This is a genomic window from Micromonospora sp. NBC_01412 (assembly GCF_045040215.1).
Classification (GTDB): domain Bacteria; phylum Actinomycetota; class Actinomycetes; order Mycobacteriales; family Micromonosporaceae; genus Micromonospora; species Micromonospora rubida.
Genome location: NZ_CP109528.1, coordinates 2512525 through 2537442, shown reverse-complemented (window position 1 = coordinate 2537442; position 24918 = coordinate 2512525). Strand labels below are relative to the sequence as shown.

General features: G+C 74.8%; 21 protein-coding genes. 9 read left to right on the top strand and 12 right to left on the bottom strand.

Features of this window, described 5'->3' with window-relative positions:
- Window positions 1-64: 64 nt before the first annotated feature.
- From nagA to OG617_RS11535, 3 genes are read right to left on the bottom strand one after another with little or no spacing between them, the layout of a single operon-like run.
- Complete coding sequence (nagA, locus tag OG617_RS11545) at window positions 65-1174, bottom strand: N-acetylglucosamine-6-phosphate deacetylase (RefSeq protein ID WP_405101153.1); 1110 nt, start codon at window positions 1172-1174, stop codon at window positions 65-67.
- Window positions 1174-2094 (bottom strand): ROK family protein, encoded by a 921-nt coding sequence (locus OG617_RS11540; RefSeq protein WP_405101151.1) that lies wholly within the window; start codon window positions 2092-2094, stop codon window positions 1174-1176. The genes nagA and OG617_RS11540 overlap by 1 nt, the downstream gene beginning before the upstream one ends.
- On the bottom strand, window positions 2091-3020 hold the full coding sequence (locus OG617_RS11535) for an SIS domain-containing protein (protein ID WP_405101149.1): 930 nt from the start codon (window positions 3018-3020) through the stop codon (window positions 2091-2093). Before OG617_RS11535 ends, OG617_RS11540 begins: the two co-directional genes overlap by 4 nt.
- 197 nt (window positions 3021-3217) lie before the next feature.
- Here OG617_RS11535 and OG617_RS11530 point away from each other — a divergent pair, with 197 nt between their 5' ends.
- From OG617_RS11530 to OG617_RS11505, 6 genes are all read left to right on the top strand, one after another.
- Window positions 3218-4003 (top strand): DeoR/GlpR family DNA-binding transcription regulator, encoded by a 786-nt coding sequence (locus tag OG617_RS11530; protein ID WP_396677654.1) that lies wholly within the window; start codon window positions 3218-3220, stop codon window positions 4001-4003.
- Between the two features lie 156 nt (window positions 4004-4159).
- Window positions 4160-5110: an ATP-binding cassette domain-containing protein gene (locus OG617_RS11525; RefSeq protein WP_405103634.1), complete on the top strand. Its 951-nt coding sequence runs from the start codon at window positions 4160-4162 to the stop codon at window positions 5108-5110.
- On the top strand, window positions 5107-6126 hold the full coding sequence (locus OG617_RS11520) for an ABC transporter permease subunit (protein WP_405101147.1): 1020 nt from the start codon (window positions 5107-5109) through the stop codon (window positions 6124-6126). The genes OG617_RS11525 and OG617_RS11520 overlap by 4 nt, the downstream gene beginning before the upstream one ends.
- Before the next feature lie 139 nt (window positions 6127-6265).
- On the top strand, window positions 6266-6841 hold the full coding sequence (locus tag OG617_RS11515) for a DUF3263 domain-containing protein (protein ID WP_405101145.1): 576 nt from the start codon (window positions 6266-6268) through the stop codon (window positions 6839-6841).
- 202 nt (window positions 6842-7043) lie between these two features.
- Entirely contained in the window at window positions 7044-7976 is a 933-nt protein-coding gene (locus OG617_RS11510; RefSeq protein ID WP_405101143.1) for a hypothetical protein, read from the top strand.
- A 110-nt stretch (window positions 7977-8086) separates the two neighbouring features.
- A complete protein-coding gene (locus OG617_RS11505; RefSeq protein WP_405101141.1) occupies window positions 8087-8596 on the top strand; it encodes a GNAT family N-acetyltransferase in 510 nt (169 codons plus the stop codon).
- A 92-nt stretch (window positions 8597-8688) separates the two neighbouring features.
- Here OG617_RS11505 and OG617_RS11500 read toward each other — a convergent pair whose 3' ends face one another.
- The 7 genes from OG617_RS11500 to OG617_RS11470 all read right to left on the bottom strand — a co-directional run bounded on the left by OG617_RS11500 (window position 8689) and on the right by OG617_RS11470 (window position 17835).
- On the bottom strand, window positions 8689-11004 hold the full coding sequence (locus OG617_RS11500) for an AAA family ATPase (RefSeq protein ID WP_405101139.1): 2316 nt from the start codon (window positions 11002-11004) through the stop codon (window positions 8689-8691).
- Window positions 11005-11179: 175 nt separating this feature from the next.
- Window positions 11180-11986 carry a hypothetical protein gene (locus tag OG617_RS11495; protein WP_405101137.1) on the bottom strand — a complete coding sequence of 269 codons (807 nt, stop codon included), beginning with the start codon at window positions 11984-11986 and terminating at the stop codon, window positions 11180-11182.
- Window positions 11987-12030: 44 nt separating this feature from the next.
- Window positions 12031-12834, bottom strand: coding sequence for a GTP-binding protein (locus tag OG617_RS11490; protein WP_405101135.1), 804 nt, complete (start codon window positions 12832-12834; stop codon window positions 12031-12033).
- Entirely contained in the window at window positions 12812-13300 is a 489-nt protein-coding gene (locus tag OG617_RS11485; RefSeq protein ID WP_405101133.1) for a DUF742 domain-containing protein, read from the bottom strand. Before OG617_RS11485 ends, OG617_RS11490 begins: the two co-directional genes overlap by 23 nt.
- On the bottom strand, window positions 13297-13770 hold the full coding sequence (locus tag OG617_RS11480) for a roadblock/LC7 domain-containing protein (protein WP_405101131.1): 474 nt from the start codon (window positions 13768-13770) through the stop codon (window positions 13297-13299). Before OG617_RS11480 ends, OG617_RS11485 begins: the two co-directional genes overlap by 4 nt.
- Window positions 13767-16628 (bottom strand): nitrate- and nitrite sensing domain-containing protein, encoded by a 2862-nt coding sequence (locus OG617_RS11475; RefSeq protein ID WP_405101129.1) that lies wholly within the window; start codon window positions 16626-16628, stop codon window positions 13767-13769. The genes OG617_RS11480 and OG617_RS11475 overlap by 4 nt, the downstream gene beginning before the upstream one ends.
- On the bottom strand, window positions 16615-17835 hold the full coding sequence (locus OG617_RS11470) for a hypothetical protein (RefSeq protein ID WP_405101127.1): 1221 nt from the start codon (window positions 17833-17835) through the stop codon (window positions 16615-16617). The genes OG617_RS11475 and OG617_RS11470 overlap by 14 nt, the downstream gene beginning before the upstream one ends.
- Before the next feature lie 377 nt (window positions 17836-18212).
- Between OG617_RS11470 and OG617_RS11465 the strand changes: the two genes are divergently transcribed.
- Together OG617_RS11465 and OG617_RS11460 are read left to right on the top strand one after the other, a co-directional pair.
- A complete protein-coding gene (locus tag OG617_RS11465) occupies window positions 18213-21083 on the top strand; it encodes an alpha/beta fold hydrolase (protein WP_405101125.1) in 2871 nt (956 codons plus the stop codon).
- The gene (locus OG617_RS11460) at window positions 21083-21955 is read left to right on the top strand and encodes an ABC transporter permease (protein ID WP_405101123.1); all 873 of its coding nucleotides are present in this window, start codon (window positions 21083-21085) and stop codon (window positions 21953-21955) included. Before OG617_RS11465 ends, OG617_RS11460 begins: the two co-directional genes overlap by 1 nt.
- 610 nt (window positions 21956-22565) lie before the next feature.
- Here OG617_RS11460 and OG617_RS11455 read toward each other — a convergent pair.
- Complete coding sequence (locus tag OG617_RS11455) at window positions 22566-23021, bottom strand: GNAT family N-acetyltransferase (protein ID WP_405101121.1); 456 nt, start codon at window positions 23019-23021, stop codon at window positions 22566-22568.
- Window positions 22934-24088, bottom strand: a complete 1155-nt coding sequence (locus OG617_RS11450; protein WP_405101119.1) for an FAD-dependent oxidoreductase — start codon at window positions 24086-24088, stop codon at window positions 22934-22936. Before OG617_RS11450 ends, OG617_RS11455 begins: the two co-directional genes overlap by 88 nt.
- Window positions 24089-24188: 100 nt before the next feature.
- Here OG617_RS11450 and OG617_RS11445 point away from each other — a divergent pair, with 100 nt between their 5' ends.
- The gene (locus OG617_RS11445; RefSeq protein WP_405101117.1) at window positions 24189-24788 is read left to right on the top strand and encodes a TetR/AcrR family transcriptional regulator; all 600 of its coding nucleotides are present in this window, start codon (window positions 24189-24191) and stop codon (window positions 24786-24788) included.
- The last annotated feature ends 130 nt before the right edge of the window (window positions 24789-24918 follow it).

The following is a 24918-nucleotide window of genomic DNA, read 5'->3' as shown; positions in this document are numbered from 1 at the left end:
CCCCTGCTCGACCGGCGGTCTCGCGCCGGCCGGCCCTAGCTCCGTGGGGTGGTGTTGAGCCGGGTCACTCCACCCAGGAGCCGCCGCGCATCACCCGGACCACGTTCAGGTCGTCGTCGAGGACGACCAGGTCGGCGCGGAGGCCGACCTGGAGCGCGCCGACCCGGTCGCCGAGGCCGATGGCCCGGGCCGGGGTGGTGGCCACCATCCGGCAGGCGTCCGCCATCGGGATGCCGGCGTGCACGGCGTGCCGCAGGGCCGCGTCCATGGTGAGGGTGCTGCCGGCGATCGCGCCGTCCCGGCTCAGCCGGGCCACCCCGTCGGCCACGGTGACGGCCTGGCCGCCCAGCTCGTACTCGCCGTCGGGCATGCCGGCGGCGGCCATCGCGTCGGTGATCAGGGCGGCCCGCTCAGGGCCGGCCGTCGAGGTGGCGAAGGCGAGCATCCCGTCGTGCAGGTGTACCCCGTCGGCGACCAGCTCGCAGACCACGTTCGGGGCGTCGAGCAGGGCCACCACCGGGCCCGGCTCGCGGTGGTGCACCGGGCGCATGCCGTTGAACAGGTGAGTGCCGACGCTCGCGCCGGCCGCCACCGCGGCCCGGGTCTGGTCGTACGTGGCGTCGGTGTGGCCGACCGCGGCGACCACCCGGTGGGCGGTGAGCAGCTTGATCGCCTCCAGCGCGCCGTCCCGCTCGGGGGCCAGGGTGACCATCCGGACCGCGCCGCCGCCCAGCTCGACCAGTGCGGCCAGCTCCTCGGTGGACGGGTCGCGCAGGAACTCCGGGTTCTGCGCGCCGCACCGGGCCGAGGAGAGGTACGGCCCCTCGAAGTGGACGCCGGCCAGCACCCCCTCGTCGACGAGCGGCCGGAACGCGGCGGTGGCGTCCCGCATCAGCTCGTACGGTGAGCTGACCAGGCTGGCCAGCAGCGTGGTGGTGCCGTGTCCCAGATGGAAGGCCGCCGCCTGCCGGGCGGAGTCGGCGTCGCCGGTGGTGAACGTGTGCCCGCCCCCGCCGTGGGTGTGCATGTCCACGAAGCCCGGCACGATCCAGTGCCCGTCGCGCGCGGACGGATACTCGGCGACGGCGGTGATCCGGTCGCCGTCCAGCTCCACGCAGCCCTGCCGGACCACGCCGGTCGGGGTCACCACCTTGCCGTTCACCCGAAGCGCCATCACTTCTCCAGATTGTCGAGGGCGAGCAGGGCGGCGCCGAGGCAGCCGGCCTCGTCGCCGAGGGCCGCCGCGACGAGACGCGGCTCCCGGTGGAAGGTCATCCGCTCGTGCAGCGCCGCGCGCAGCGGGTCGAACAGGAGGGGCCCGGCCTGGGCCAGGCCGCCGCCCACCACGACGGTCTCCACGTCGAACAGGGACTGGCCGGTGGCCAGGCCGTCGGCCAGCGCCTCGACGGCCTCCGCCCAGACCCGGGTCGCCGCCGGCTCGCCGGCGGCGGCCCGGTCGGCCACCTCGGCGGCGGTCGCGGTGACGCCGGCCAGCTCGGCGTACCGGCGGGCGATCGCCGAGGCCGAGGCGACCGCCTCCAGGCAGCCGCGCCGGCCGCAGCCGCAGCGCGGGCCGCCGGGACGGACCAGGATGTGGCCGATCTCCCCGGCGGCGCCGTGCGCGCCGGTGGCGGCCGACCCGTCGACCACGTGGGCGGCGGCGATGCCGGTGCCGATCGCCACGAACAGCACATGCCCGGTGCCCCGGCCCGCGCCGAGCCGGGCCTCGGCCAGGCCACCGGCGCGCACGTCGTGGCCGAGCGCCGTGGGCAGCCCGAGCCTCGCCTCCGCCAGGTCCCGCAGCGGTACGTCCCGGAAGCCGACGTTCGCCGACCACACCGCCACCCCGGCGGCCTCGTCGACGACGCCGGGGACGGCGACGCCGAGCGCGACCGGCTCGAACCCGTCGGCCCGAGCCTTGCCGGCGAGCCCCTCGGCGATGTCCAGGATGGTGTCGACCACCGCGTCGGGGCCCCGGCCCGCGTCGGTGGGGTGGCGCTCGGCGCGCACGGTGCCGCCGTTCGGGCCGACCAGGGCGCACTTCATCCCCGTGCCGCCCACGTCCAGCGCGACGACGACGTCGGCTGGGCTCACGTGAGCACCACGGAGCGGCTCAGGTGCCGGGGCGCGTCCGGGTCGAGTCCGCGGCTGGTGGCCAGGGCGACGGCGAATCGTTGGGCGAGGATCAGGTCGGCCATCGGGTCGACCGGGGTGCGTCCGGCCGCCCAGCTCGTGAGCACGGTGTGGCAGCCGTGGGTGCGGCTGTGCACGAAGGCGGCCCCGGTGGCGGCGACGTCCTCGGCCAGCCCCTCGGGGATGTCGCCGAACGCCCAAACCAGCCGGCCCGGGGCGGCGATCGAGATCGGGCCGTGCCGGTAGTCCATGGCCGGGTACGCCTCGGCCCAGAAGGTGGCCGTCTCGCGGCACTTCAGCGCGGCCTCCTGGGCCAGGCCGACCGTCCAGCCGCGGCCGAGGAAGGTGACCTGCTCGATCCGGGCCGGGTCGATCGGCAGCGGGGCCCGGACGGTGACCTCGGCGTCGGCGGAGAGCGCGGAGAGGTTCTCGCCGAGGTGGGCGCGGAGCAGGGCCAGCGCGGTGGTCGCGAACCGGGTCTGCACGACCGAGCGCTCGTCGGCGAACGGCATGGTGACGGCGGCGGAGGCGAACTCGACGGCCGGGGAGCCGGGGTCGCCGACGATGACGGTGGTGGGGAGTTGGCCGCGCAGCGCGGCGAGCAACTCCAGCACCTCCGTGGTGGTGCCGGACCGGGTGATGGCGATCAGCCGGTCGTAGCGGCGGCCGGCCGGGAACTCGGACGCCTGGAAGGCATCGGTCTCGCCGTGGCCGGCGGCCTCGCGCAGCCCGGCGTACGCCATCGCCATGAACCACGACGTGCCGCAGCCGACGACGGCGACCCGCTCCCCGGGGCGCGGCAGGTGCTCGGCGACCGTGGGGGTCAGCAGCGCTGCCTCCCGCCAACAGTCGGGCTGACTCGCGATCTCCGCGTGGACGAACGCCATGAGAACTCCTCGCCGGGAGGCCGTGCGCAATACGGCGCAATATGGCCGTCTTTCGCGCGTCATTCTGCGCGAGACATCGCGACCCTGGCAACCGGCTGCCCGATCGCGCAGAGCGGAGTTTTGCGCCTACGTAGTTTCGCGCACTACTGTGCACGCAATCAATCACCCTTCGTGCAGAGTCAGTGGAGGCCCCCGCAGTGGACCGGTATGCCCGATGGAACGCGCTGCTGGAGATGCTCACTGACAACGGCCGGGTGAGCGTCGAGGACGCCGCAGGGCGGCTGGACGTCTCCCAGGCCACCATCCGGCGTGACTTCGACCAGCTCGCCCAGCAGCAGATGATCACCCGGACCCGGGGTGGCGCGGTGGCCAACGGCGTCTCCTACGACCTGCCGTTGCGCTACAAGACCGCCAAGCACTCGGCCGAGAAGCAGCGGATCGGCGCCGCCGCCGCCGCGCTGGTCACCCCGGGCACCGTGGTCGGCCTCAACGGCGGCACCACCAGCACGGAGGTGGCCCGGGCGCTGGCCGTCCGGCCGGATCTGAACACCAACGCCGAGGGCGCCCAGCTCACCGTGGTCACCAACGCGCTCAACATCGCCAACGAGCTGCTGGTCCGGTCCCGGATGAAGGTGGTGGTGGCCGGCGGGGTGGTCCGGCCCAAGTCGTTCGAGCTGGTCGGCCCGCTGGGCGGGGCGCTGCTGCGCGAGGTCACCCTGGACGTGGCCCTGCTCGGTGTGGACGCGATCGACCCGCAGCTCGGCGCCGCAGCCCACCACGAGGGCGAGGCGGCGATGAACAACCTGATGGTGGCCCGGGCGAAGCGGGTGGTGATCATCGCGGACTCGTCCAAGCTGGGCGGTCACGCGTTCGCCCGGATCTGCCCGGTCGACCGGGTGGAGACGCTGGTGACCGACTCCGGCGCGGATCCCGGGGTGGTCGACGCGTTCCGGGCGGCAGGCGTGCACGTGGTCTGCGCCTGATCGGCCGACACGCCGACCCACATACCGGGTATTGCCGGCCGGTGCATACCGCGTATGGTGTGCGTCGTCACTGCAGCTATCGGGGGAGGCGCAGCTTTGCCGGCTGTCCTGGAAATAGAAGGTCTACGCAAGACGTACAAGAGCCGACGCCGGGGCGTGCGACATGCCCTGGACGGCTTCGACATGATGGTCGAGCAGGGCCAGGTGCACGGGTTCCTCGGCCCCAACGGGTCGGGGAAGACCACCACCCTGCGTACCCTGCTGGGCCTGATCCGGCCCAACGGCGGCCGGATGGCGATCCTCGGCCAGGAGGTGCCGGCCGCGCTACCCGCCGTGGCCGGTCAGGTCGGCGCGATCGTGGAGAGCCCGCAGTTCTTCCCGCACTTCACCGCCCGCGACACGCTGTCGCTGCTCGCCGGGGCCGGCGAGGTGCCGCAGAACCGGGTCGACGAGGTGCTGGAGCTGGTCGGCCTGCGGGACCGGGCCGGCGAGCGGGTCAAGACGTACTCGCTGGGCATGAAGCAGCGGCTCGCGGTCGCCTCGGCCCTGCTCAAGAACCCGAAGCTGCTCATCCTGGACGAGCCGGCCAACGGCCTCGACCCGGGCGGCATCCGGGAGATGCGCAGCCTGACCCGTGACCTCGCCGCCTCCGGGATGACCGTGCTGCTCTCCAGCCACATCCTCGGCGAGATCCAGCTCATCTGCGACTCGGTCACCATCATCTCGCTCGGCCGGCGGGTCGCGTTCGGCCCGGTCGACGAGGTGCTCGCCGAGCACTCCGGCGGCGCGGTGCGGGTCCGCCTGGAGGCGGCCACCGACCTGCCGAGGGCGGCGGACGCGCTGACCCGGGCGGGCGTGGCGGTGACCGCCCAGCCCGACCACCTGATGCTCGCCGGGGTCGACAAGCCGGCCATGGTGAGCCGGCTGCTCGCCGAGCAGGGCCTCTACGTCAGCGAGTTGGCGCCCGTCACGGTCGACCTGGAGAGCGTCTTCCTGGAGCTGACCGCGACCGCCCCCGTGCCGGGGCAGCACCGCCAGGTCGACGAGTCCACGAAGGTCGGTGGCGCGGGCCAGCCCGGCGTCGCCGGAGGAGGTTGGGGCGCATGAGCCTCTATCGCACTGAGCTGCGCCGGCTGGGCAAGCGGCGCTTCACCCGCTGGGCGGCGCTGCTCGGCCTGCTGGTCCTCGGGGCGGTGCTCGTCGGGGTCTTCTTCACCAACCAGAAGATCGGTCCCGACCAGCAGGCCGCCGCGCAGCGCCAGGCCGAGCAGCAGTACCAGGAGCAGGCGCGCTGGGCTGAGCAGGAACGGGCGGCCTGCGAGCGGGCCAAGGCGTCCGGTGAGGACCAGTCGGAGGGCCGGTACCCGCCGGACTGCGCGATGATCGAGGGGCCGCCGCGGGAGAGCATCCAGGCGGAGTGGTTCCTGCCGTCGACGTTCGACTTCAAGTCGAGCTTCGAGGGGACCATCGTCACGTTCACCGCGATCCTGGCGGTGATCGGATTCGTGGTCGGCGCCTCCTTCGTCGGCGCCGAGTGGAGCTCCGGCGGGATGATGAACCTGCTGCTCTGGCGGCCCCGGCGGCTCACCGTGCTGATGACCAAGCTGGCGGCGCTGCTGACCGGGCTGGTCGCCCTGACCGTGGCCGCCGCGGTGGTCTGGACCGCCGGGTTCTGGCTCGTCGGTTCGCTGCGCGGCAGCACCGCGAAGATGACCTCCGGGGTGTGGCAGTCGTTCGCGCTGACCGGGCTGCGCGGGCTGGTGCTGATCGTGGTCGCGGCGACCATCGGGTTCGCGCTCGCCTCGCTCGGCCGGCACACCGCGATGGCCCTCGGCGGGGCGATCGGGCTCACCGTGGTCGGCCAGTTCGGCGTCGGCATCCTGTTGGCGATGGCCGGGACCCGGTTCATCGAGGCGTGGCTGCTGCCGACGTACGCGATGGCCTGGTTGCAGAAGAAGGTGACCCTGGAGGACTACCAGGCCTGCAACGCCACCTACTACGGGGAGTGCAAGCCGGACACCCTCGACCTGACCTGGCAGCACGCCTCGGTCCTGCTCACAGTCGGGCTGGTGGCCGCCCTCGGCGCGGCGCTGGTCACCATGCGTCGCCGCGACATCGCCTGACCTGCGGCGCGTCCGGCACACCGGCCGGCCCGGGCCGCACCGCTCGTCCGATGCGGCCCGGGTCGGCCCTGGTTAGGCTGGGGGTCCCGCCGGTCGGCACGCCGCTGCCGGCCCCTCGCCCGCCCGCGTGAGGAGCGCCATGCCGCCTGCCGACGCCTCCCCGGCCGCCACCGACCGGCCCGAGCCGTCGGGCGCCAACGTCCGGAAGGGCACCGGCGTCCGGGAGGGCGTGACCGTTCCCCCGCCTCGCTCCGCGCCCGAGTCGACCACCCCGGCTACCCCGGGGTCCCCGCTGCCCGGCGGGCCGGCCGGCCCCGCGGCTCCGGGCCCTGCGATTCCCGGCCCCGCGACCCCCGGCCACGACACCTCGGGCCGCGACGCCCCCGGTCACGACGCCCCCGAACCGGTGACCGTAGCCCTGGCGGAGTCCGCCGACGGGGCCGACGACGCGGATACGGCCGGCCCGGTCGCGGCCACCACCGCCGCCGGCCTGGCCGAGCGGGAGCTGCGCATCCTCGCCTTCGAGCAGCAGTGGTGGCGGCACGCCGGAGCCAAGGAACAGGCGATCCGGGACGCCTTCGGCGTCTCCGCGACGCGCTACTACCAGCTGCTCAACGGGCTGCTGGACAACCCGGCCGCGTTGGCCGCCGAGCCGCTGCTGGTCGGCCGGCTGCGCCGGCTGCGCTCCTCGCGGGCCCGCAACCGGCGGCGCTGACCGCATCCGTGCCGCCGGTGACCGGCCCGTATCGCGCTGTCGCGGCGACAGGGCATCGCTCGCGCTTTGCCCCCGGGCATTCCTACGGCCCGCCCCCGGGCCTGTCCTACGCCGCCCCGCCCCCGGGCAGGTCCCGCGCCCCGTCCCGGGCATGTCCCGCGCGACGCGGGGTAGCCGGGCCGGTGACGGAGGGAGCGCAGCGATGGCGGCGGTAGACGGGGGCACACCGCGTGGCGGCGCCCGGCCCGATGTGGCGGCGACGACACAGACGGCGTCCGCGCCGGGGACCAGGGCCGGGTCGGCCGGCCCGATGATGCGGGTACGGTCGGCGTCCGCCCCGGCGCCCGGCCGGGCGGTCAACGAGGATCTGGTCTTCCGGTTCGGCCCGCTGGTCGGGGTGCTGGACGGCGCGACCGTGCCGGACGGCTTCGACACCGGCTGCCGGCACGGGCCCGCCTGGTACGTCCGGCACCTCGCCGCCCGGATCGGGCTGGCAGTCGCGGCCCGACCGGCGGCCACGCTGATGAGCAGCCTCGCGGCGGCGATCCTCGCGGTCCGGGCGGATCACGGCGGCGGGTGCGACCTGGACCACCCCGGCACGCCCTCGTCCACGGTCTGCCTGCTCCGGGAGAGCGGCGGCGAGGTGGACTGGCTGGTGCTCTGCGACAGCCCGCTGGTGCTCGACGTCGGCGACCGGGTCGACGTGGTCGGCGACGACCGGCTGGAGACCGCGATGGCCGACCTGCGCCGGATGGTGGACACCCTGTCCGCCGACGGCGACCGGGCCGCCTGGTTCCGGCGGGCCGTCGGACTGCAACGGGGCCGGATGAACCGCACGCACGGCTACTGGGTCGCCGCCGCCGACCCCGACGCCGCGTACCACGCGGTCACCGGCACGGCCTCGCTGCACGGGCCCCACGCGGTACGCCGGGCGGTCCTGCTCACCGACGGTGCCTCCAGCGCGGTCGAGCAGTTCGGGCTGTTCGACTGGGCAGGGCTGGTGGACCTGGTGACCGCCGAGGGGCCGGGCGCGCTGATCGACCGGGTCCGGTCCGCGGAGCGCGACCTGCCGGAGCGGCTGCGCCGGCACAAGCGCACCGACGACGCCTCGGTCGTCCTCTGCGAGTTCGGTTAGGTGTGACGCCGGTCGCAGCCACGGTCCGACCGGCTCATACCCGCCGTCGCGGCGGTGGCGCCGGCCGGAAGGGTGGACTCGGACGGGCTCCGGCCGGCAGACTGCGGCACGTGGCAGGTGTGGTCCGGTTGGAGCCGGTGGACGAGCGGAACCTGGAGCCGTTGCTCTCGGTGGCGGTCGCCGAGGCCGAGCCGGACGACGTGATGCCCCCGGTCGACGCGCCGGCCGGCTGGTCGCATGCACGCCGGGAGGCGTTCCGCGACTACTACCGCACGGGCTTCGCGGGGTTCGACGGCCCGGCCCGCACCCGGATGTACGCCGTCCTCGTGGGCGGCGAGGTGATGGGGATGATCCGGATGACCCGCTGCCCGGCGCCCGGCACGGTCGAGACCGGCCTCTGGCTCGGCCGGTCCGCCCGGGGGCAGGGCGTGGGCGTCGCCGCCCTGCGCGAGTTGCTCAACCTCGCGGCGGCGGCCGGGATGCGTACCGTCGTGGCGAAGACCACCCGGAAGAACGCCGGGGCACTCTCGGTGCTGGGCAGGTGCGGCGCTGCCCTGGTCGAGGACGGCGACACGGTGCGCGCCGAGATCTCCCTCGACGCCACCCCGCCCGCCCTCTGATCCGCCCGCCCCGCAGGACCTGCGGATCTCCGGGGTCGCGGAGGGTCACCGCCGTCCGCCGACCAGGTCGCCTGGCCGGCGGTCGGCATCGGTCAGCGCGCCGCCCGGGCCTCCGCGTACGCCGCCAGCCAGGCGACCTGGTCGGGGTCCAGGGACGGGCGGACCCGCCGTCGCGCGGACTCGACGTGCCCGGCGGTGACCGTCGACGCGGTCAGCGACTCCCGCATCGCGGCGAGCGCGGCCTCCCGGACCAGCGCCGCGCAGTCGGCCGCCGAGAAGCCGTCCAGCCCGTCGGCGAGCGCGGCGAGGTCGACGTCGTCAGCCAGCGGGACGTTGCGGGCGGCGGCGCGCAGGATCTCCGCCCGGCCCGCCCCGTCGGGCGGGGGCACGTACACCAGCCGCTCCAGCCGTCCGGGTCGCAGCAGGGCCGGGTCCACCAGGTCGGGGCGGTTGGTCGCGCCGACCACCACCACGTTGCGCAGCGACTCCACCCCGTCCATCTCGGTGAGCAGGGCGGCGACCACCCGGTCGGTGGTGCCCCCGTCGCTGGCCTGCCCGCGCACCGGGGCGAGCGCGTCCACCTCGTCGAGGAACACCAGCGTCGGGGCCGCCTCCCGGGCCCGGCGGAACAGCTCCCGGACCGCCCGCTCGCTCTCGCCGACCCACTTCGACAGCAGCTCCGCGCCCTTCACCGAGAGGACGTTTGCCCGGCCCGACCCGGCCAGCGCCGTGACCAGGTACGTCTTGCCGCAGCCGGGCGGCCCGTAGAGCAGCACCCCGCGCGGCGGCTGCACCCCGAGCCGGGCGAAGGTGTCCGGGTAGGTCAGCGGCCAGAGCACCGACTCGGTCAGCGTCTCCTTGACCTCGACCATGTCCCCCACGTCGTCGAGGGTGACGTCGGCCAGCTCCAGGGTGGACCCGGCCATCGTGGTCGGCCGGACCACCTCCAGGGCGGCGGTGAAGTCGGTCATCGCCACCGTCGGCGTCTCGGCCGACTTCTGCCGCAGCGCCGCCCGTACCCCGGCCTCCCGGACGAGTGCGGCCAGGTCGGCGGCGACGAATCCCGGGGTACGCCCGGCGACCTCGTCGAGCCGGACGTCCCCGGCCAGCGGCACCTGCCGGGTCAGCACGGTGAGTTGCTCCCGGCGCAGTGCCTGGTCGGGCAGGGGCACGGTGATTCGCAGCGAGAGCAGGTCCGGCGCGCGCAGTGCGGGGTCGACCGCCTCGGGGCGGCTGGTCGTGCAGACCACCGCCGTCCCAGCCCGGACGGTCTCGGCGAGCAGCTGCCGGAAGACGGTGGACAGCGGGCCGGGGTTCTCGGCCGGGGCGAGCGCCTCGACGTCGGTGACCAGCAGCACGGCCGGGGCGTTCCCGCGTACCTCGTCGGCGGTGGCGCGCAGCCGACGCGCCGCCGCGTCGTTGGTGAGCGCCGCCAGCTCGGGGGCCCAGAGCGGGCGGACGGTCGCGCCCACCCGGGCGGCGACGGCCCGGACCAGCGCGGACTTGCCCGACCCGGCCGGCCCGGCGATCAGTACCCCGAGCGACACGGTGGTGCTCAGCCGGCCCAGCACCTCCCGGTGGTGGAACCCGAGGTCGAGCAGCTCGGTCAACTCCTCGGCCTGGGCCCGCAGCCCGGGCAACTCGTCCACGCCGGGCGCGTCCTCGACCCCGCCCGCGTCGTCGGCCCGGTCGGCCGGCTCGTCGTTCCCGGCGGCCCGGTCGGCCGAGGCGTCCCCACCTGCGGCCCGGTCGGCCGCACCGTCCGGCCCGGTGTCGGGTCCGCGCGCCGCGCCGCCGGGCCTGGCCGCGCCGGTCCGGCCGCCGGTCCGGGTGGTCTGGCCGTGCTCCCAGCCGACCACCGTGTCCATGGTGACCAGCGCCCCGAAGTCCGGCTCGGCGGCGGTCACGGTGAGCAGGGTGCTGGTCCAGGCGTACCCGACGGTGTTGGAGAGGCTGCGCCGGGCGGCCTCGACGAGGGTGCGCACGGAGGCGTCCGGCAACACGTCCTGGGGCAGCAGGGAGACGTCGTCCCCGGCGGTCACCACCTTGCCGAGCAGGGCGAGCCGCAGCATCTCCGGGGAGACGGCGGCGACCACCTGGACCGGCCCGGCCAGGGTCACCCGGCCGGCGGGGACCACCGGCGCCCGGCTCACCGTCACCTGCCCGCCGTCGCGGATGCCGAGGTTGCCCAGCAGCAGATCGTCGGCGTAGAGCAGGACGGTGCTCGCGGCCGGCCCGGCCGGGGCGACGATGCCGGCGGTCACCCGCCGCCCGGCCAGCCGGACCGGGTCGCCGGGCCGCAGCGCCAGTGCGGTCAGCACCTCCGGGTGCAGCCGGACGACGCCGCGCCGGGCGTCCAGCGCGGCGGGGCGCAGGCTGGCGGTGAGGGTCAGGTCGGGTGCGGCCACCGCCCGAGGGTAGCCGCCGGGGAAAGGAAGACCCGCACAAGCGCCTCGATGCCGGATCGGGACGCCCCACGTCGTCGCCCGTCGGTGTCGCCCCACGTCGTCGCCCGTCGGCGTTGCCCGGCGGTGTCGCCTGTCGGCGTCGGCCGGTGGGGCGGGCGGTGGGTCAGGGCGGGGGTCAGGGGCGGTCGCCGGGGTCGCTGGGGTCGCCGAGCAGGGACGGGTCGCGCCGGATCAGCTCCGCCAGCCGGGCCGACGGGTCCGCCGTGAGCCGGTCCGGTCCGGGCGTCCACGCCGGCACGGTTTTGACCGACAGCGGCCAGACCGGCGGCGGTACGGTGGCCGCCTCCGCGCCGACCGTCACCCGCCCGCCCGACCAGCCGACCCGCAGCGGGTACGCCTGCCCGTCGTGCTCCACCCGGACGGTGACCGTCACGCCGGGGTGCGCCGCCACCACCCGGGCGACCGCCTCGGCGACCTCCGCCACCGGGTCCCGCCCGGCGGACGCGTCCATCCTGCCGCCGGCAGACCCCACCGTGCCGCCGGCAGTCCCTGCTCCGCCGCCCGTAGTGCCGCCCGTAGTGCCGGTCGTAGTGCCGCCCGTAGTGCCGCCCGTAGTGCCGGTCGTAGTGCCGGTAGTAGGGCCGGCCGGCAGGGCGCGGAGGGCCCATGCCCGGGCCGGGGGGCAGGCCAGCCGGTCCGTGTCCCCGCCCGCCCGGTCCGGTGGGGCGCCGCTCGCCGCCCCGCTTGAGTCGACGTCACCGCCCCCCGGGACGGGGTCGCTCGCCGGCCGGCCCGGGACGGCTGCGTCGCCCGGCCGGCCCGGCCCGGCGTCGCCTCCCGGGGGCACCCCGAGGGTGTCGTCGGCGGCGGACGGGGCTGCCGCCTCCCGGCCGGGCTCATCGGCGGGCTCGGCGCCCCGCCGCCGGAGCGCCTCCTCGCGCCGGGCCATCCGGGCGAGTGTCTCGTCCAGGCCACCTCTCATGTCGCCACCCCTTCCGGTGAATCGGACCCCGAGGCAGGGCTCGTTCAGTCCCGTGCCTCCCGGGTGGCCCGGTCCAGCGTCCGGTCCAGGACGACCAGCAGGGCGTCCCGCACCGAGAGCCGGTCCCGGGCGTCGAACCGGATCAGGGGCACCTGGTCGCCGATGGCCAGGGCCCACCGGACCGAGGCGAGGTCCAGGGCCAGCTGGCCGTCGAAGGCGTTCACCCCGACGACGAACGGCAACCCGGCCCGCTCGAAGAAGTCGATCGCCGGATAGCAGTCGTCCAGCCGGGTGCTGTCCACCACGACCAGCGCGCCCAGCGCTCCCCGGGCCAGGTCGTCCCACATGAATCCGAACCGGGCCTGGCCGGGGGTGCCGAAGAGGTAGAGCTTGAGGCTGCGGTCGATCGTCACGCAGCCGAAGTCCATCGCCACCGTGGTGGTGGTCTTGCCGGACCGCCCGCCCGGGTCGTCGACGCCGATCCCGACGCTGGTCATCTCCGCCTCGGTGGTCAGCGGCGTGATCTCGGAGATGGCCCCGACCGTGGTGGTCTTACCGACCCCGAACCCGCCGGCAATGAGGATCTTGACCGGGATCGGTGGGGCGACCCGGCCGGGACTGCGGTCCGGCGCGGCGTGCTGCGGCCCGGCCGGCGGCCGGTACGGCGGCGGTGGGGCCATCGGCGGCGGAGCTGTCGGCAGTGGGGCCGTCGGCGGCGGGGCCGGCGGGGTGGCACGCCCGGTGGCCGGTGCGGTGCCCACCGGAGTGCCGTAGCGGGTGGTGGCGCTGTTGGCGGCGAGCCCGCCGAGCGGGGCCGCCGGCCATTCAGGAGATCGCACGGAGTCCATCAATCACTCGCAGGATGATGTCGGGGTCAAGGGCGTCCTCGGCCGTGCCGACGTGCACGTCGAGGTGGCCGGCGCCCCGCAGGTCGCCGACCAGGACCCGGGTGACGCCGAAGTGCATGCGGGTCCGGGCCGAAATCTCGGCGACCGAGATCGGCTCGCCGCAGAGCGCGATGATCGCCTGGAGTTCCGGGGCGAGCCGGGACGCGGGCGCGGCGATCCACCCTCCGGCCTCGGCCCGGGCGGTCACCTGGGTCTCCAGCCCGATCGCCGGGTCCGCCCCGGCCACCCGGCCGGCGGTCAGCACGAACGGGCGCGGACCGGCCGGCCGCTCCGGCTCCGGCTCGGCCGGCGCGTCGGGGACGCCGCCCGGCCTGCCGTCGCCGCCCGGGGACGACGCCCGCAGGTAGGGCCGGATCCGGACCACGGGTTCCGGATCCGGCCCGTTGCCGGGGGCGTCCGAACTCATTGCTGGACGGCGTTCTTCAGCTCGACGATCAGTCGCGGGGTGAGGGCGCCGCCGGCCCGCCCGGCGAAGAGAGTCATCTCGTACGCCACGGTGCCGAGGTTCGCCGACCGGTCGGCGACCACCCCGAGCACGGATCCGCTGCTGATCGCGCTGATCAACAGGTAGCCCTCCGTCATGTCGACGATCACCCGGTTCAACCCACCGAGGGCGTACCAGCTGGCCGCGCCGCCGGCGAGGCTCGTCATGCCGGAGACCACGGCGGCGAGGCGTTCGGCGTTCGACCGGTCCTTGATCGCCGACATGGCCATCAGCAGTCCGTCGGAGGAGACCGCGATCGCCTCCATCACCCCGGCGGTGCCGGAGGTGAACGAGTCCAGCAGCCAGTTGAACGTCCGGGCCTCTGGGCTGAGGTCCCCGGCGCCGGAGTGGTTCTGGTGCTCGACGTTGTCGTGCAGGAACGGGCTGGTCACCGTGTTGATCCCTCTTCATAGCAACGGGCTGGACGGACTTCGCGCAGAGCACGGGCGACGCCCGCCTCGAACTGGTTGATCAGGTCCCGCACCTCGGCCGGGTCGCCGGGGTCGGTGACCGGCAGGGGCCGGGGCGGCGAGACGGTCAGGTTGGCGCCGGGGACCCGCCGGCTCAGCCGGTGCGGGGTCGGCGGCGCGTCAGCCTCGGCCGGGTCGCCGGTCGGGCCCCGCAGTCCCGCCCGGCGTACCCCGGCCTCGAACTCCTCGACCAGGGCGCGGGCAGCGGCCGGGTCGGCGGCGGACGCGTCCACCGGGCCGGCCACCGGCCCGGTGCGGGGCAGGCTCGCCCCGGGGATGCGCTGCCGGATGCCCGAGCCGCCGCGCAGCGCGCCCGCCACCGATCCACCCGACCCGGCGACCGGCGGGGCCGACCCGACGCCCGCCCCCGCCCGGGGCGTCGGCCCGGCCGGCGGGGCGGTCCGGTCGCCGGGCCCGCCGAGCAGCGGCCCGCCGAGCAGCGGCCCGGCGGGGAAGGACGTGCCCCGGGTCCGCACGGGCAGCGGCGGCACATCGGCGGGGCCGGCCCCGCCGACCGCCGCGCCGTCATGGGGCGGCCGGGCCGCGCCGGAGGCCGCCGGGGGAGCGGCGGCACCGGACGCGACCGGCGTGACGTCGGCGGTCGGCGGGGTGATCACGGGTGGCGGCGGGCCGGCGGCGAGAGCTCCGGTCGGGCCCGGCCCGGCGGCCCGGATGGGCACGCCGGCGCCGAAGGCGTTCCAGGGTTCGCCGGACTCCATGGACCGGGTGGCCCGGCTGAGCAGCCCGGGGTCGAACCCGGTCGGTGCCGTCGGGTCGAGCAGGTCGGCCTCGACCGTCGGGTGGGGCGACGCGGCGACGGCGGCCAGGGCCCGCCCGGGGCCGATCGGCCCCGGCCGGGCGGGGATGGTCCGCCGGTCCCGGTCCGGCACCGACGCCCGGGCCACGTTGGCCCCCGCCCGGGCGGCGGGCGGGACGACCAGCAGCACCGCCGGGATCTCCAGCCGGGCGGTGACCCCGCCGCCGACGGTCGGGACGAGGTCCACGGTCCACCCGTGCCGGCGGGCCAGCCGGCCCACCACGAACAGGCCGAGCACCTCGGTCGGGGCGAGGTCGAGCCGCTCCCGGTGGGTGAACCGGGCGTTCGCCTCGGCCAGCCGCTCCTCGGTCATCCCGATGCCCCGGTCCACCACCGACAGCCGGACCCCGCCCTCGGTCGGCGCGGCGGCGACCGTCACCCGGGTGTGCGGCGGGGAGAAGACGGTGGCGTTCTCCATCAGCTCCGCAGCCGCCAGCACCAGGTCGCCGACGATCGCCGGCGCCGCGGACACGCCGGGCGGGACCTGCACGTCGACCCGGGTGTAGTCCTCGATCTCGCCGAGGGCGAGGCGTACCGCGTCGGCCAGCGGCACCGGGGCGACGTGCCCGTCGGCGTCGGTCGACCCGGAGAGCACGACGAGGCTGCCGGCGTTGCGGCGCAGCCGGCTGGAGACGTGGTCGAGGCGGTACAGGTGCTCCAGCCGGGTCGGGTCGGTCTCCTGCCGTTCCAGCTGGTCGATGAGCGCGAGCTGCCGGCCCACCAGGTTCTGCGTGCGGCGTCCCACATGCCCGAACATCTGCGCCACGTTGCGCCGCCCGGCGACCTGCCGCTCCACCAGCCGCGCCGCGGTGGCCTGCACCCGCTCGAACGCGCGGGCCAGGTCGCCGACCTCGTCCTGCCCCCGGACGTCGACCGGGTCGAGGCGGATCGGCGGGACGCTCTCGCTCTCGTCGTCGGCGATCCGGACCAGCTCGGCCTCGGCGGCCCGGGCGACCCGATCGGCGCTGTGGGTGAGCCGGGTCAGCGGGCGGGCCACCGTCCGGGCCACCGCCACGCTGAGCAGCACCACGACCAGCAGGATGGCGAACGCCACGTCGCCGACCAGCCAGGCGGCGATGAGCGCCCGCCGCTGTTCGGCCCGTACCTGCGTGGTGACGTCCGCGATGATCTTCTTCTCGACGAACTGGCCGAGGGTGATCAGCGAGCGGACCGACGGGAAGAGCGTGTCCAGCGGGATCATGGAGATCGCGGCGACGGGATCCCGCGCGCTGTGGGCGAGGAACGCCGGGCTGGTCCGGGCGGCCACCGCCGCGTCGTCGAGCCGGGCGAGCTCGCGCTGCTCCGGGGTGATCAGGCTGCGGAACCGCTCGTTGTTCACGTTGAGCCTGGCCATGCAGGCGAGGTAGCTGGCGGAGACCTCCGGGCCGCCGGCGGCGCGGACCAGGACGATCAGGGTGGCGCACGCCCCGATCGACTCGTCGGTGCGCAGCAGCGAGTCCAGGGCCAGCACCTGCTGGCCGATCGTGGTGGTCGTGTCGACCTGCCAGGGCAGCCGCAGCGAGTCGATCAGCGTCATGGAGACCGGGCCGAAGGTCTCCATGACCTGCGCCGGGGTGGCCCGGCCGGCCAGCACGGCGGTACGCAGGTCGGCCAGCCGCCGCACCCCGTCCAGGGCGGTGGCGACCGGGGCGGGGAGCTGGTCGCCGAGTTCGGCGCGCAGGTCGGCGACCAGGTCGTCCACGGTGGCCGACGACTGGATCAGCTCGGTGCGGGTGACCCGGCCGAGCAACAGCCCGACCGAGAGCAGGCGCTCCTGCTGGATGCCCTGCACCAGGGTGCCGACCCGGCTGGCCATCCGGACGCTCTCGGCGGTGTCCGCGGCCCGCCCGGCGGTGGCGATCCGGTCGAGCACCACCGGCACGGCGAGCCCGACCATGCTGAGCAGCGGAATGATCACCAGCAGGGCGAGCTTGCCCCGGATGCGGAGCCTACCGAGCAGCATCGAAGGGCCCCCACCGTTCGGTGCCGGCGGGGCCCCGCCCGGCCGGCTGGAGCGTCCGGGGCTCGGCCGGGGCGAGCGTGCCGAGCGGGGCAAGCCCTCGGGGCTCGCCCGGCAGTTCCCAGCCGGTGCCGCCGGGTGCCGCGCCGGAGTCCTCGTCGGCCCGGTGCTCCCCGACGGCCCGACGGTACGCGGCGAGCAGCACCGCCCCGAGCGCGGCGACCAGCAGGACGGCCACCCCGGCAGCCGTCCCGGCCAGCCACCGCTCCCGGTCGAGCCGGTCGATCCGTTCCCGCAGCAGCACGTCCAGCTCGTCGAGGATGACCGGCTGGAGCTGCCTGGCGGCGCTCTGCGCGTTGTTCCGGGCGGCGGTGAGCTCGGTCGGCCCGCCCGCCCCCGGGGCGCCCCCGGCCTGGGGCGGGTCGGTCGGGGCGGAGAGCGCGGCGAGCCGCTCGACGGCCCGCTGGTAACTGTCGAGCGGGGCGAGCACGTTGGCGCCGAGTTTGGTGCTCTCCGTGCTGTCGACCGCCGCGCGCAGGTCGGCGACCAGGTCGGTGGCGGGAGTGAGGGCGGCCACCCGCAGGCCGGCCAGCTCGGGCCCGGTGCGGAGCTGCTCGGCGGCCGGGCGGCGGGCGGCGAGGGTGGCCAGGTCGGCGAGGCGGCCGGCGGTCACGAGGGCCTCGGGCAGCTCCTCGCTGACGGCGTCCTGGAGGAAGAACGAGTCCGACTGCGGGTCCCGCATCAGCCCGGATCCCTCCCGCACCTTGCGGTGCAGGGCCAGCAGCAGGTCGGTGACCTCGCCGTACGCGACGAAGGCCGCCTCCGGGTCGGTCAGCGCCCGGTCGGGCAGTGCCTCCAGCTTGGCCCGCAGCCCGGTCCACCGGTCGTGGGTGCGTAGCTGGTCGCCGATGCGGGTGTCCACCGAGGCGGCGTCCTCCACCGCCCGGGTCAGCGCCTCGCGGGACGCGGTCCGCCCGGCGACGGCGGCGGACTGGGCGTCGACCAGGGCCAGGGTGACGGGGCCGAGGGCCCGCAGGTACTCCACGCCCATCCGCTCGCGGACCGCCAGCCCCCGGTCGTCCTCGGTGAGCCGCCGCTGCTGGGCGAAGAGGAACACCACCGGCGCGAGCAGCGCCACGACGAGCAGCAGCGGCAGCACGCGACCCGCGAGGGCGGGCCGCCGGGGGACCCGCTCCGGGGGGACGGTCATGGGTGGCTCCTCCGGCGACGGCGGTGGTGGACGGGCAGGTGTCGGGGGTCGCCGATGCAGTCCCGCTCACCGGACCGGAAAACTAACCGACCAGGCAGGGCATGCAGAGCCGCCGGGCGGTCAGTTTTGCGTCACTTCGAGCGACATCACGCCGTGTGCGCATCGGTTGCACTCCTGGTGTCGATAGCTCGGTTGACATAGATGGATCGGATGTGATTTTGGGAGGAACATCGGAATTCACGTGATCCGAATTCAACTCACTGGGCCGCGCCGGACCCTGCGCGGTCGATCCGATCCGGCAGCCGATCGGCCTCACCGGACGGACGTACGGAGGATCTCAGCCAACGGTCAGGAACGGCCCCGTACCGTTGTGCCCCATGAGATCGCCGTTGCGGGCCGCGCCGGTCCGACGGGCCCTGGGCACCCGCCGCCGCCGGATCGTCGCCGGGTCGGTGGCGGCCGTGCTGGTGGCCGCCGTCGTGGTGTGGGTGACCCGGTCCGACGAGGCCGGCTTCCGCACCGAGTCCGCCCTGGTCACCGTCCGGTCCGGGCCGGCCGGCGACGAGCCGGTGGACCTGGACACCACGTTCTACCTGCCGGACGACGCGTCGGCCGGCCGCAAGGTGCCCGCGGTGCTGCTCGCGCACGGCTTCGGCGGCACCAAGGAGTCGGTCCGGTCCGACGCCGAGGACCTTGCCGCCCAGGGGTACGCGGTGCTCGCCTGGACCGCCCGGGGCTTCGGCCGTAGCGGCGGCCAGATCCACCTGGACAGCCCCGACCACGAGGTGCGGGACGGCGAGCGGCTGCTGGACTGGCTGGCCGCCCGCCCGGAGGTGCGCACCGACGCCCCCGGTGACCCCCGGGTCGGCGTGGTCGGCGGCTCGTACGGCGGCGGCCTGGCCCTGCTGCTGGCCGCCCAGGACCAGCGGGTCGACGCGATCGTCCCCATGATCACCTGGAACGACCTGTCCCGCGCGTTCCTGCCCGAGAGCACCGGCAAGGACGCCACCTCCGGCGTGTTCAAGAAGGGCTGGGCCGGGATCTTCTTCGGCGGCGGTGGCAACGCCGGCTCCGGCCCCGCAGGGCTCTCCGGCACCTCGGCCGCCGAGCCGGAGGGCGCCCCCGCCTCGGCCGGGCCGCCCAGCCCGGCACCGGGCTCGGGGCCGGGCACCGGCTCCGGGCGCACCCCGGCGGGCGCGGCCGACCCGGCCTGCGGCCGGTTCGCCGCCGACGTCTGCGCCGCGTACCTGCGGATCGCCACCACCGGGCAGGCCGAACAGGCCGACGTGGACCTGCTGCGCCGGTCCAGCCCGGCCGGCGTGCTGGAGAAGATCAAGGCGCCGACCCTGCTGGTGCAGGGCGAGGCGGACAGCCTCTTCCCGCTCGCCGAGGCGGACGCCAACGCCCGCGGCATCGCCGCCGCCGGCACCCCGGTCCGGGTCGCCTGGTACACCGGCGGCCACGACGGCGGCGCGGGGCCGCGCAACGACTCCGACCGGGTGAAGTACCTGACCCTCCAGTGGCTGGACCACTACGTCAGGGGCGAGGGCGGGGCACCCGGCGACGACTTCACGTACTCGCGGATCGCCGGCTTCGACGCCCTCGACCGCGGCCTGGTCGCCACCGGCTTCCGTACCGCCGACTACCCCGGCCTGGCCGGCGACGGGCGCCGCGAGGTCGCGGTGACCGGCCCGGCCCAGCCCGTCGCCAACCCGCCGAACGGCAACCCGGCGGCCATCTCGTCGGTGCCGTTCGCCGGCGCGCTCGGCTCGCTGCTGGACGGGGTGGCCGGCGACGTACCCGGCCAGCACGCCCGGTTCGAGTCGGAGCCGCTGGCCGAGGCGGTGGACGTGGCCGGCTCGCCGACCCTCTCGATCCGGGCGGCGTCGCCCACCGGGGAGGCGGTGCTGTTCGTCAAGCTCTACGACGTCGACCCCGACGGCGCGGCGACCCTGCCGAACGGGCTGGTCGCCCCGGTCCGGCTGACCGGGCTGCCGGCGGAGGTCGGGGCCGCGACGCCGGTCACCGTGACGCTCCCGGCGATCGTCCGCCGGATCGAGGCCGGGCACCGGCTGCGGATCACGGTGGCCACCACCGACCAGGCGTACACCACGCCGGCCGAGCCGACCGTCTACACCGTGGCGGCCGGCGACGGCCCGGTCGTGCTGCCCACCGTGGCCGGCGAGCCGATCCCCACCACGGCGGTCGTCTGGCGCTGGGTGCTCGCCGGGCTGCTGGCCGCGATCGCCGTCGGGCTCGTCGCGGTCGTCCTGCTGGCCCGCCGCCGGCACCGCCGCCAGGACAGCTCGGTCCACCCCGAGTACGCGGGCGTCCCGCTGGCCGTCCGGCAACTCCGCAAGGAGTACGCGGACGGCTTCGTCGCCGTGTCGAACGTCGACTTCGAGGTGCACCCCGGCCAGGTCGTCGGCCTGCTCGGGCCCAACGGCGCGGGCAAGACCACCACGCTGCGGGTGCTGATGGGGCTGACCCAGCCGACCGCCGGGGAGATCTACGTCTTCGGCCGCAGGCTGGTCCCCGGCTCGCCGGTGCTGTCCCGGATCGGGTCGCTGGTCGAGGGCCCCGGCTTCCTGCCGCACCTGTCCGGCCTGGACAACCTCAAGGCGTACTGGCGGGCCACCGGCCGGCCCTGGGCGGACGCGCACTTCGACGAGGCGCTGGAGATCGCCGGGCTCGGCGACTCGGTGCACCGCAAGACCCGCAAGTACAGCCACGGCATGCGGCAGCGGCTGGCCATCGCCCAGGCCATGCTCGGCCTGCCCGAGCTGCTGGTGCTCGACGAGCCGACGGACGGCCTGGACCCGCCGCAGATCGCCGAGATGCGCCGGGTGCTCCAGCGCTACGCCACCGACGGGCGGGCGGTGCTGGTCTCCAGCCACCTGCTCGCCGAGGTGGAGCAGACCTGCACCCACGCGGTGGTGGTCAACAAGGGGCGGATCGTGGCGTCCGGCCCGGTCGAGGACATCGTCGGCGAGTCGCCGAGCGTGTTGATCGACGTCAGCGACCCGGCCGCCGCGCGCGACGTGCTGGGCCGGCTGGACGGGGTCACGGTGCTGCCGGACTCCGACGGGAACCTGGTGGTGGACACCAACGGCACCGCCCGCAGCGAGGTGGTGGCGGAGCTGGTCCGGGCCGGGATCGGGGTGGACCGGGTGGTGCCGCGCCGCCGCCTGGAGGACGCGTTCCTCGCCCTGGTGGGCGAGAACTCTCGGGGAAGTGGGGACCGGTGATGACGCAGTCGTCCTCCACGGTGGGCGCGGCGGCGGGCTACCGCCCCTCGGCCACCCTGCCGTTCGCGGCGGAGTTCCGCCGGCAGGCGTCCCGGCGGCGTACCCAGCTCGCGCTCGGGTTCATGGTGCTGCTGCCGTTGATCATCCTGATCGCGTTCCAGTTCGACTCCGGCGAGGACGACCGCAACGGCGGGGGCGAGTTCGCCAGCCTGTCCGACCTGGCCACCTCGGGCGGGCTGAACTTCACCCTCTTCGCGCTGCTGGTCTCGGCGTCGTTCCTGCTGGTCGTGGTGGTGGCGCTGTTCTGCGGCGACACGGTGGCCAGCGAGGCGAGCTGGGGCAGCCTGCGCTACCTGCTGGCCGTCCCGGTGCCCCGGGCCCGGTTGCTCGCGGTGAAGCTGCTGGTCGCGCTCGCGTACTCGGGGCTGGCCCTGCTGCTGCTCGCCGGCACCGCCCTGCTCGCCGGCACCCTCCGGTACGGCTGGGAGCCGCTGAGCAGCCAGGTGTCGGCCCAGTTGGAGCCGGGGGAGGGGCTGCTGCGGCTGCTGGCCGTGCTCGGCTACCTGGCGGTCGTCCTGCTGGCGGTGGCCGGGCTGGCGTTCCTGCTCTCGGTCGTCACGGACGCGGCGCTCGGCGCGGTCGGCGGTGCGGTGCTGCTCTGGATCCTGTCCAGCATCCTGGACCAGATCACCGCGCTCGGCGGGATCCGGGCGTTCCTGCCCACCCACTACGCCAACGCCTGGCTGGGGCTGCTGTCGACGCCGGTGCAGACCGACGACGTGGTGCGCGGCTGCATCTCGGCGATCGCCTACGCCACCCTGTTCTGGTCGCTGGCCTTCTGGCGCTTCACCCGCAAGGACATCACGAGCTGACGGCCGGCAGCGGGCCGATTGCCGGCCACGAGTCGGCGCAGCACCTTGATCGTTTGATGATTAATGAGACGACACGCCGGGTGTCTTCTCCAATCTCAGCAAACGTTCATGGAGAGTGCTGGCCCGCCAGGCACGTTGCGCTCAAGCAGGATTCGCCGGGTCCGGCTCGCACGGGCCGTCGTGGTCGGGCGGGCGTGGGCAGCGGTCGGAACCCTCGATGCGGGCGTCGCACCAGACGCGGGTACGCGCGAACTGGCGAGGTGCCGCCGTCGCACCTCGATGATCATAAAAACCAACCCGCCGGCGCTCGGTAAATCGCGATTCTTGGACAGTTCTCGTCCACGGTGGACGAGAACTGTCCAAGAATCGGGTGCGGTACCGGTGGTGCGACATCGTGGAGCCCCACCGACGGGCGGGCCGTGTGTCGAAGATGGGGATCGGTGGCGCCACATCGCAGTGGACGACGTTGGCCGCTGGACGGTCCGAAGGTAGCGAGGCCCGGCCGAGGGGTGTCCGGCCGAGGGAGCGACGCCCGGTCCGGCGGCTGACGCCTGTGCCCAGGTCGGCGCAGCGCAGGAGGTCGTCTCCATGCCGACCTGCGCCGGGGTGGTCAGGAGTTCACAGAATCTGCCGGATCCACCGCGCTCAACCGCTTGTAGAAGTGGTGCTTCGCGGTTCCGTCCGGCATGTCCGGCGTACGCCCGACTTCCTGGTAGCCGTGCCGTCGGTAGAAGCCGGGCGCCTGGAAGGACATGGTCGCGACGACGGCCCGGTCACAGCCGCGCCGTCGGATCTCGTCCTCGGCGGCGATCAACAGGCGGCTGCCCAAGCCTTGGCCTCGCTGTTCCGATTCCAGCCACAGTGAGGTGATGCCGCCGCAGCCGCCCCAGGTCCACCCGGTGATTCCGCCGAGGAGGACACCACTGTCGTCGGTGAGCCGGATGGAGAACGGCGTTTCGTCGTCCGAGGCGTTGTGTCTCAGTGGTTTGCGCGTTCGATGCTTCGACGGACGAGGCCGCGGATGCCGGGGAGCGTGATCGCCCGGATGGTCAGGTCGCTCATCCATACGTGGAACCGGCTGGGTGGCGCGTACTGGAGCATTCCCCGGCGGGCGAGTGCCTGTCGTTTGGTGGCTTCGGGGCGCAGCCCTGCCTCCCACTCGGCCAGGGCCGCCGGGATGTCGTCGTGCCGCTGCAGGGCGGTGCCGAGTTGGTCGGCTCCGGCCAGTGCGAGGGCCGCGCCGTGTCCGGCGAAGAGCGTGACGCACCATGCCGCGTCTCCGAGTAGCACGACCCGGCCGGTGCTCCAGTTCGGCATGACGACCTGGCTGACGGCGTCGAAGTAGGCGCTGGTCGGGTCCTTGCCGAGATGGCGGATCGCATCAGTTACGCCACCGTCCAGATCCCCGAACGCCGCGCCGAGCGAGTCCACCGGTCCGCGCCTGAGATCGGCGGCCGGGTCTTCGCATCGGTACGTGAAGAACGCCGATGATCGTTCCGGGCCCAGGTTGACGATTGCCGCTGTGCGACGCGGGCCGATGAACGTGGTGGCGGACGATTCGGGCACCCCGGGCACCGGGTGGGTCAGGGGGAAGGCGGCCACGAGGTACGGGAGGTCGACCTGGAAGCCGGAGCCAAACACGGCGGTACGGGTGGCGGAGTGCACTCCGTCGGCACCGACCAACAGGTCGGCGTGCTGGGTGGTGCCATCGCTCAGCGCCACCCGCACGTGGTCGGTGTCCTGGTCGATGGACGTGACGGTGGTGCCGAAGCGGATGTCGGCACGGTCGCGCACCGCTTCGTAGAGCCTGGACTCCAGGTCACCGCGAAACACCGTCATGGCCCGTTTGTCGAGGGCTGCCTCGGCGATGGTGGCCGGCACGGTGAACTTGGGTCGTCCGTCGGCGCGGACCAGCACGGTGGTGAACAGTCCCAGGTCGTGGGCGGACAGCGCGGGGAGCAGGCCGAGGCGTTCGGCGGCGTCGTAGCCCGGCCCGATCAGGTTCACCATGTAGCCGCTGCTGCGGCGGGCCGGGGCGCGTTCCACCACGACGGTGTGCCACCCGTCCTGTCCGAGCCGTAGGGCGGTGGCCAGCCCGGCTATGCCCGCACCCACGATCACCGCATGTTTCATCCAGCACCCCGAAACCAAGAATGAGCATCTGTTCAAACGAGTATGAGCGACTGCTCATCCTGGCGCAACGGCGGCGGGTGGCACCGCCTAGACTCAAGACATGCCGCGCGGAGTAGCCATCCCAGGGCTCAGACAGCAACTCTTCGCTGCCGTCGAGCGGTTGATCGCGCAAGACGGGCTGAGCCGGCTCACCGGCCGGGCTGTGACGCGCGAGGCCGGCGTCGCGACCGGGCTGCTCTACGCACACTTCGCGAACTTCGATGACTTCCTGACCGGATACGCGATCGACCGGGCCTTCCACATCTCCGGCGCGGTGGCCGACCTGCCGGAACGCGCCGGATCGGGCACGGTCGCCGGGAATCTGCACCAAGCCGTCCTGACGACGCCGCTGGGCACGCTGACGGCGTTGACCCGGCTGACAGCCTTCCGGCCCGAGCTGGCGGCCAACGTCGAAGCCACGCTGGGCAGCGGGATCTCCGGGTTGCAGGGGATCGAGCGTGCGATCGCCGGCTACCTGGCCGCCGAGCAGAGACTCGGGCGCGTACCCGCAGGTGCCGACACTGAGGCACTGGCATTGGCGGTGGTCGGCGTGCTGCACCACGTCGCACTCACCGGCCAGACCGACTCAACGACGGACAACCGAATCCAGCGGGCAATCGACGCACTCACCGACGGCTGCCCAGCCGCAGCCCTCTCCTGAGGAGAGGGCTGCGGGGCATTCCGGGGTGCCCATGCTCCCCAGCCGACCGGGGCCTGTTCTTTCCTGGTGGCAGAACTGGCCGAAATGGGGTCTGCTATTCCTGTGCCACGGCCCGTCGTCGCTGCCGGCG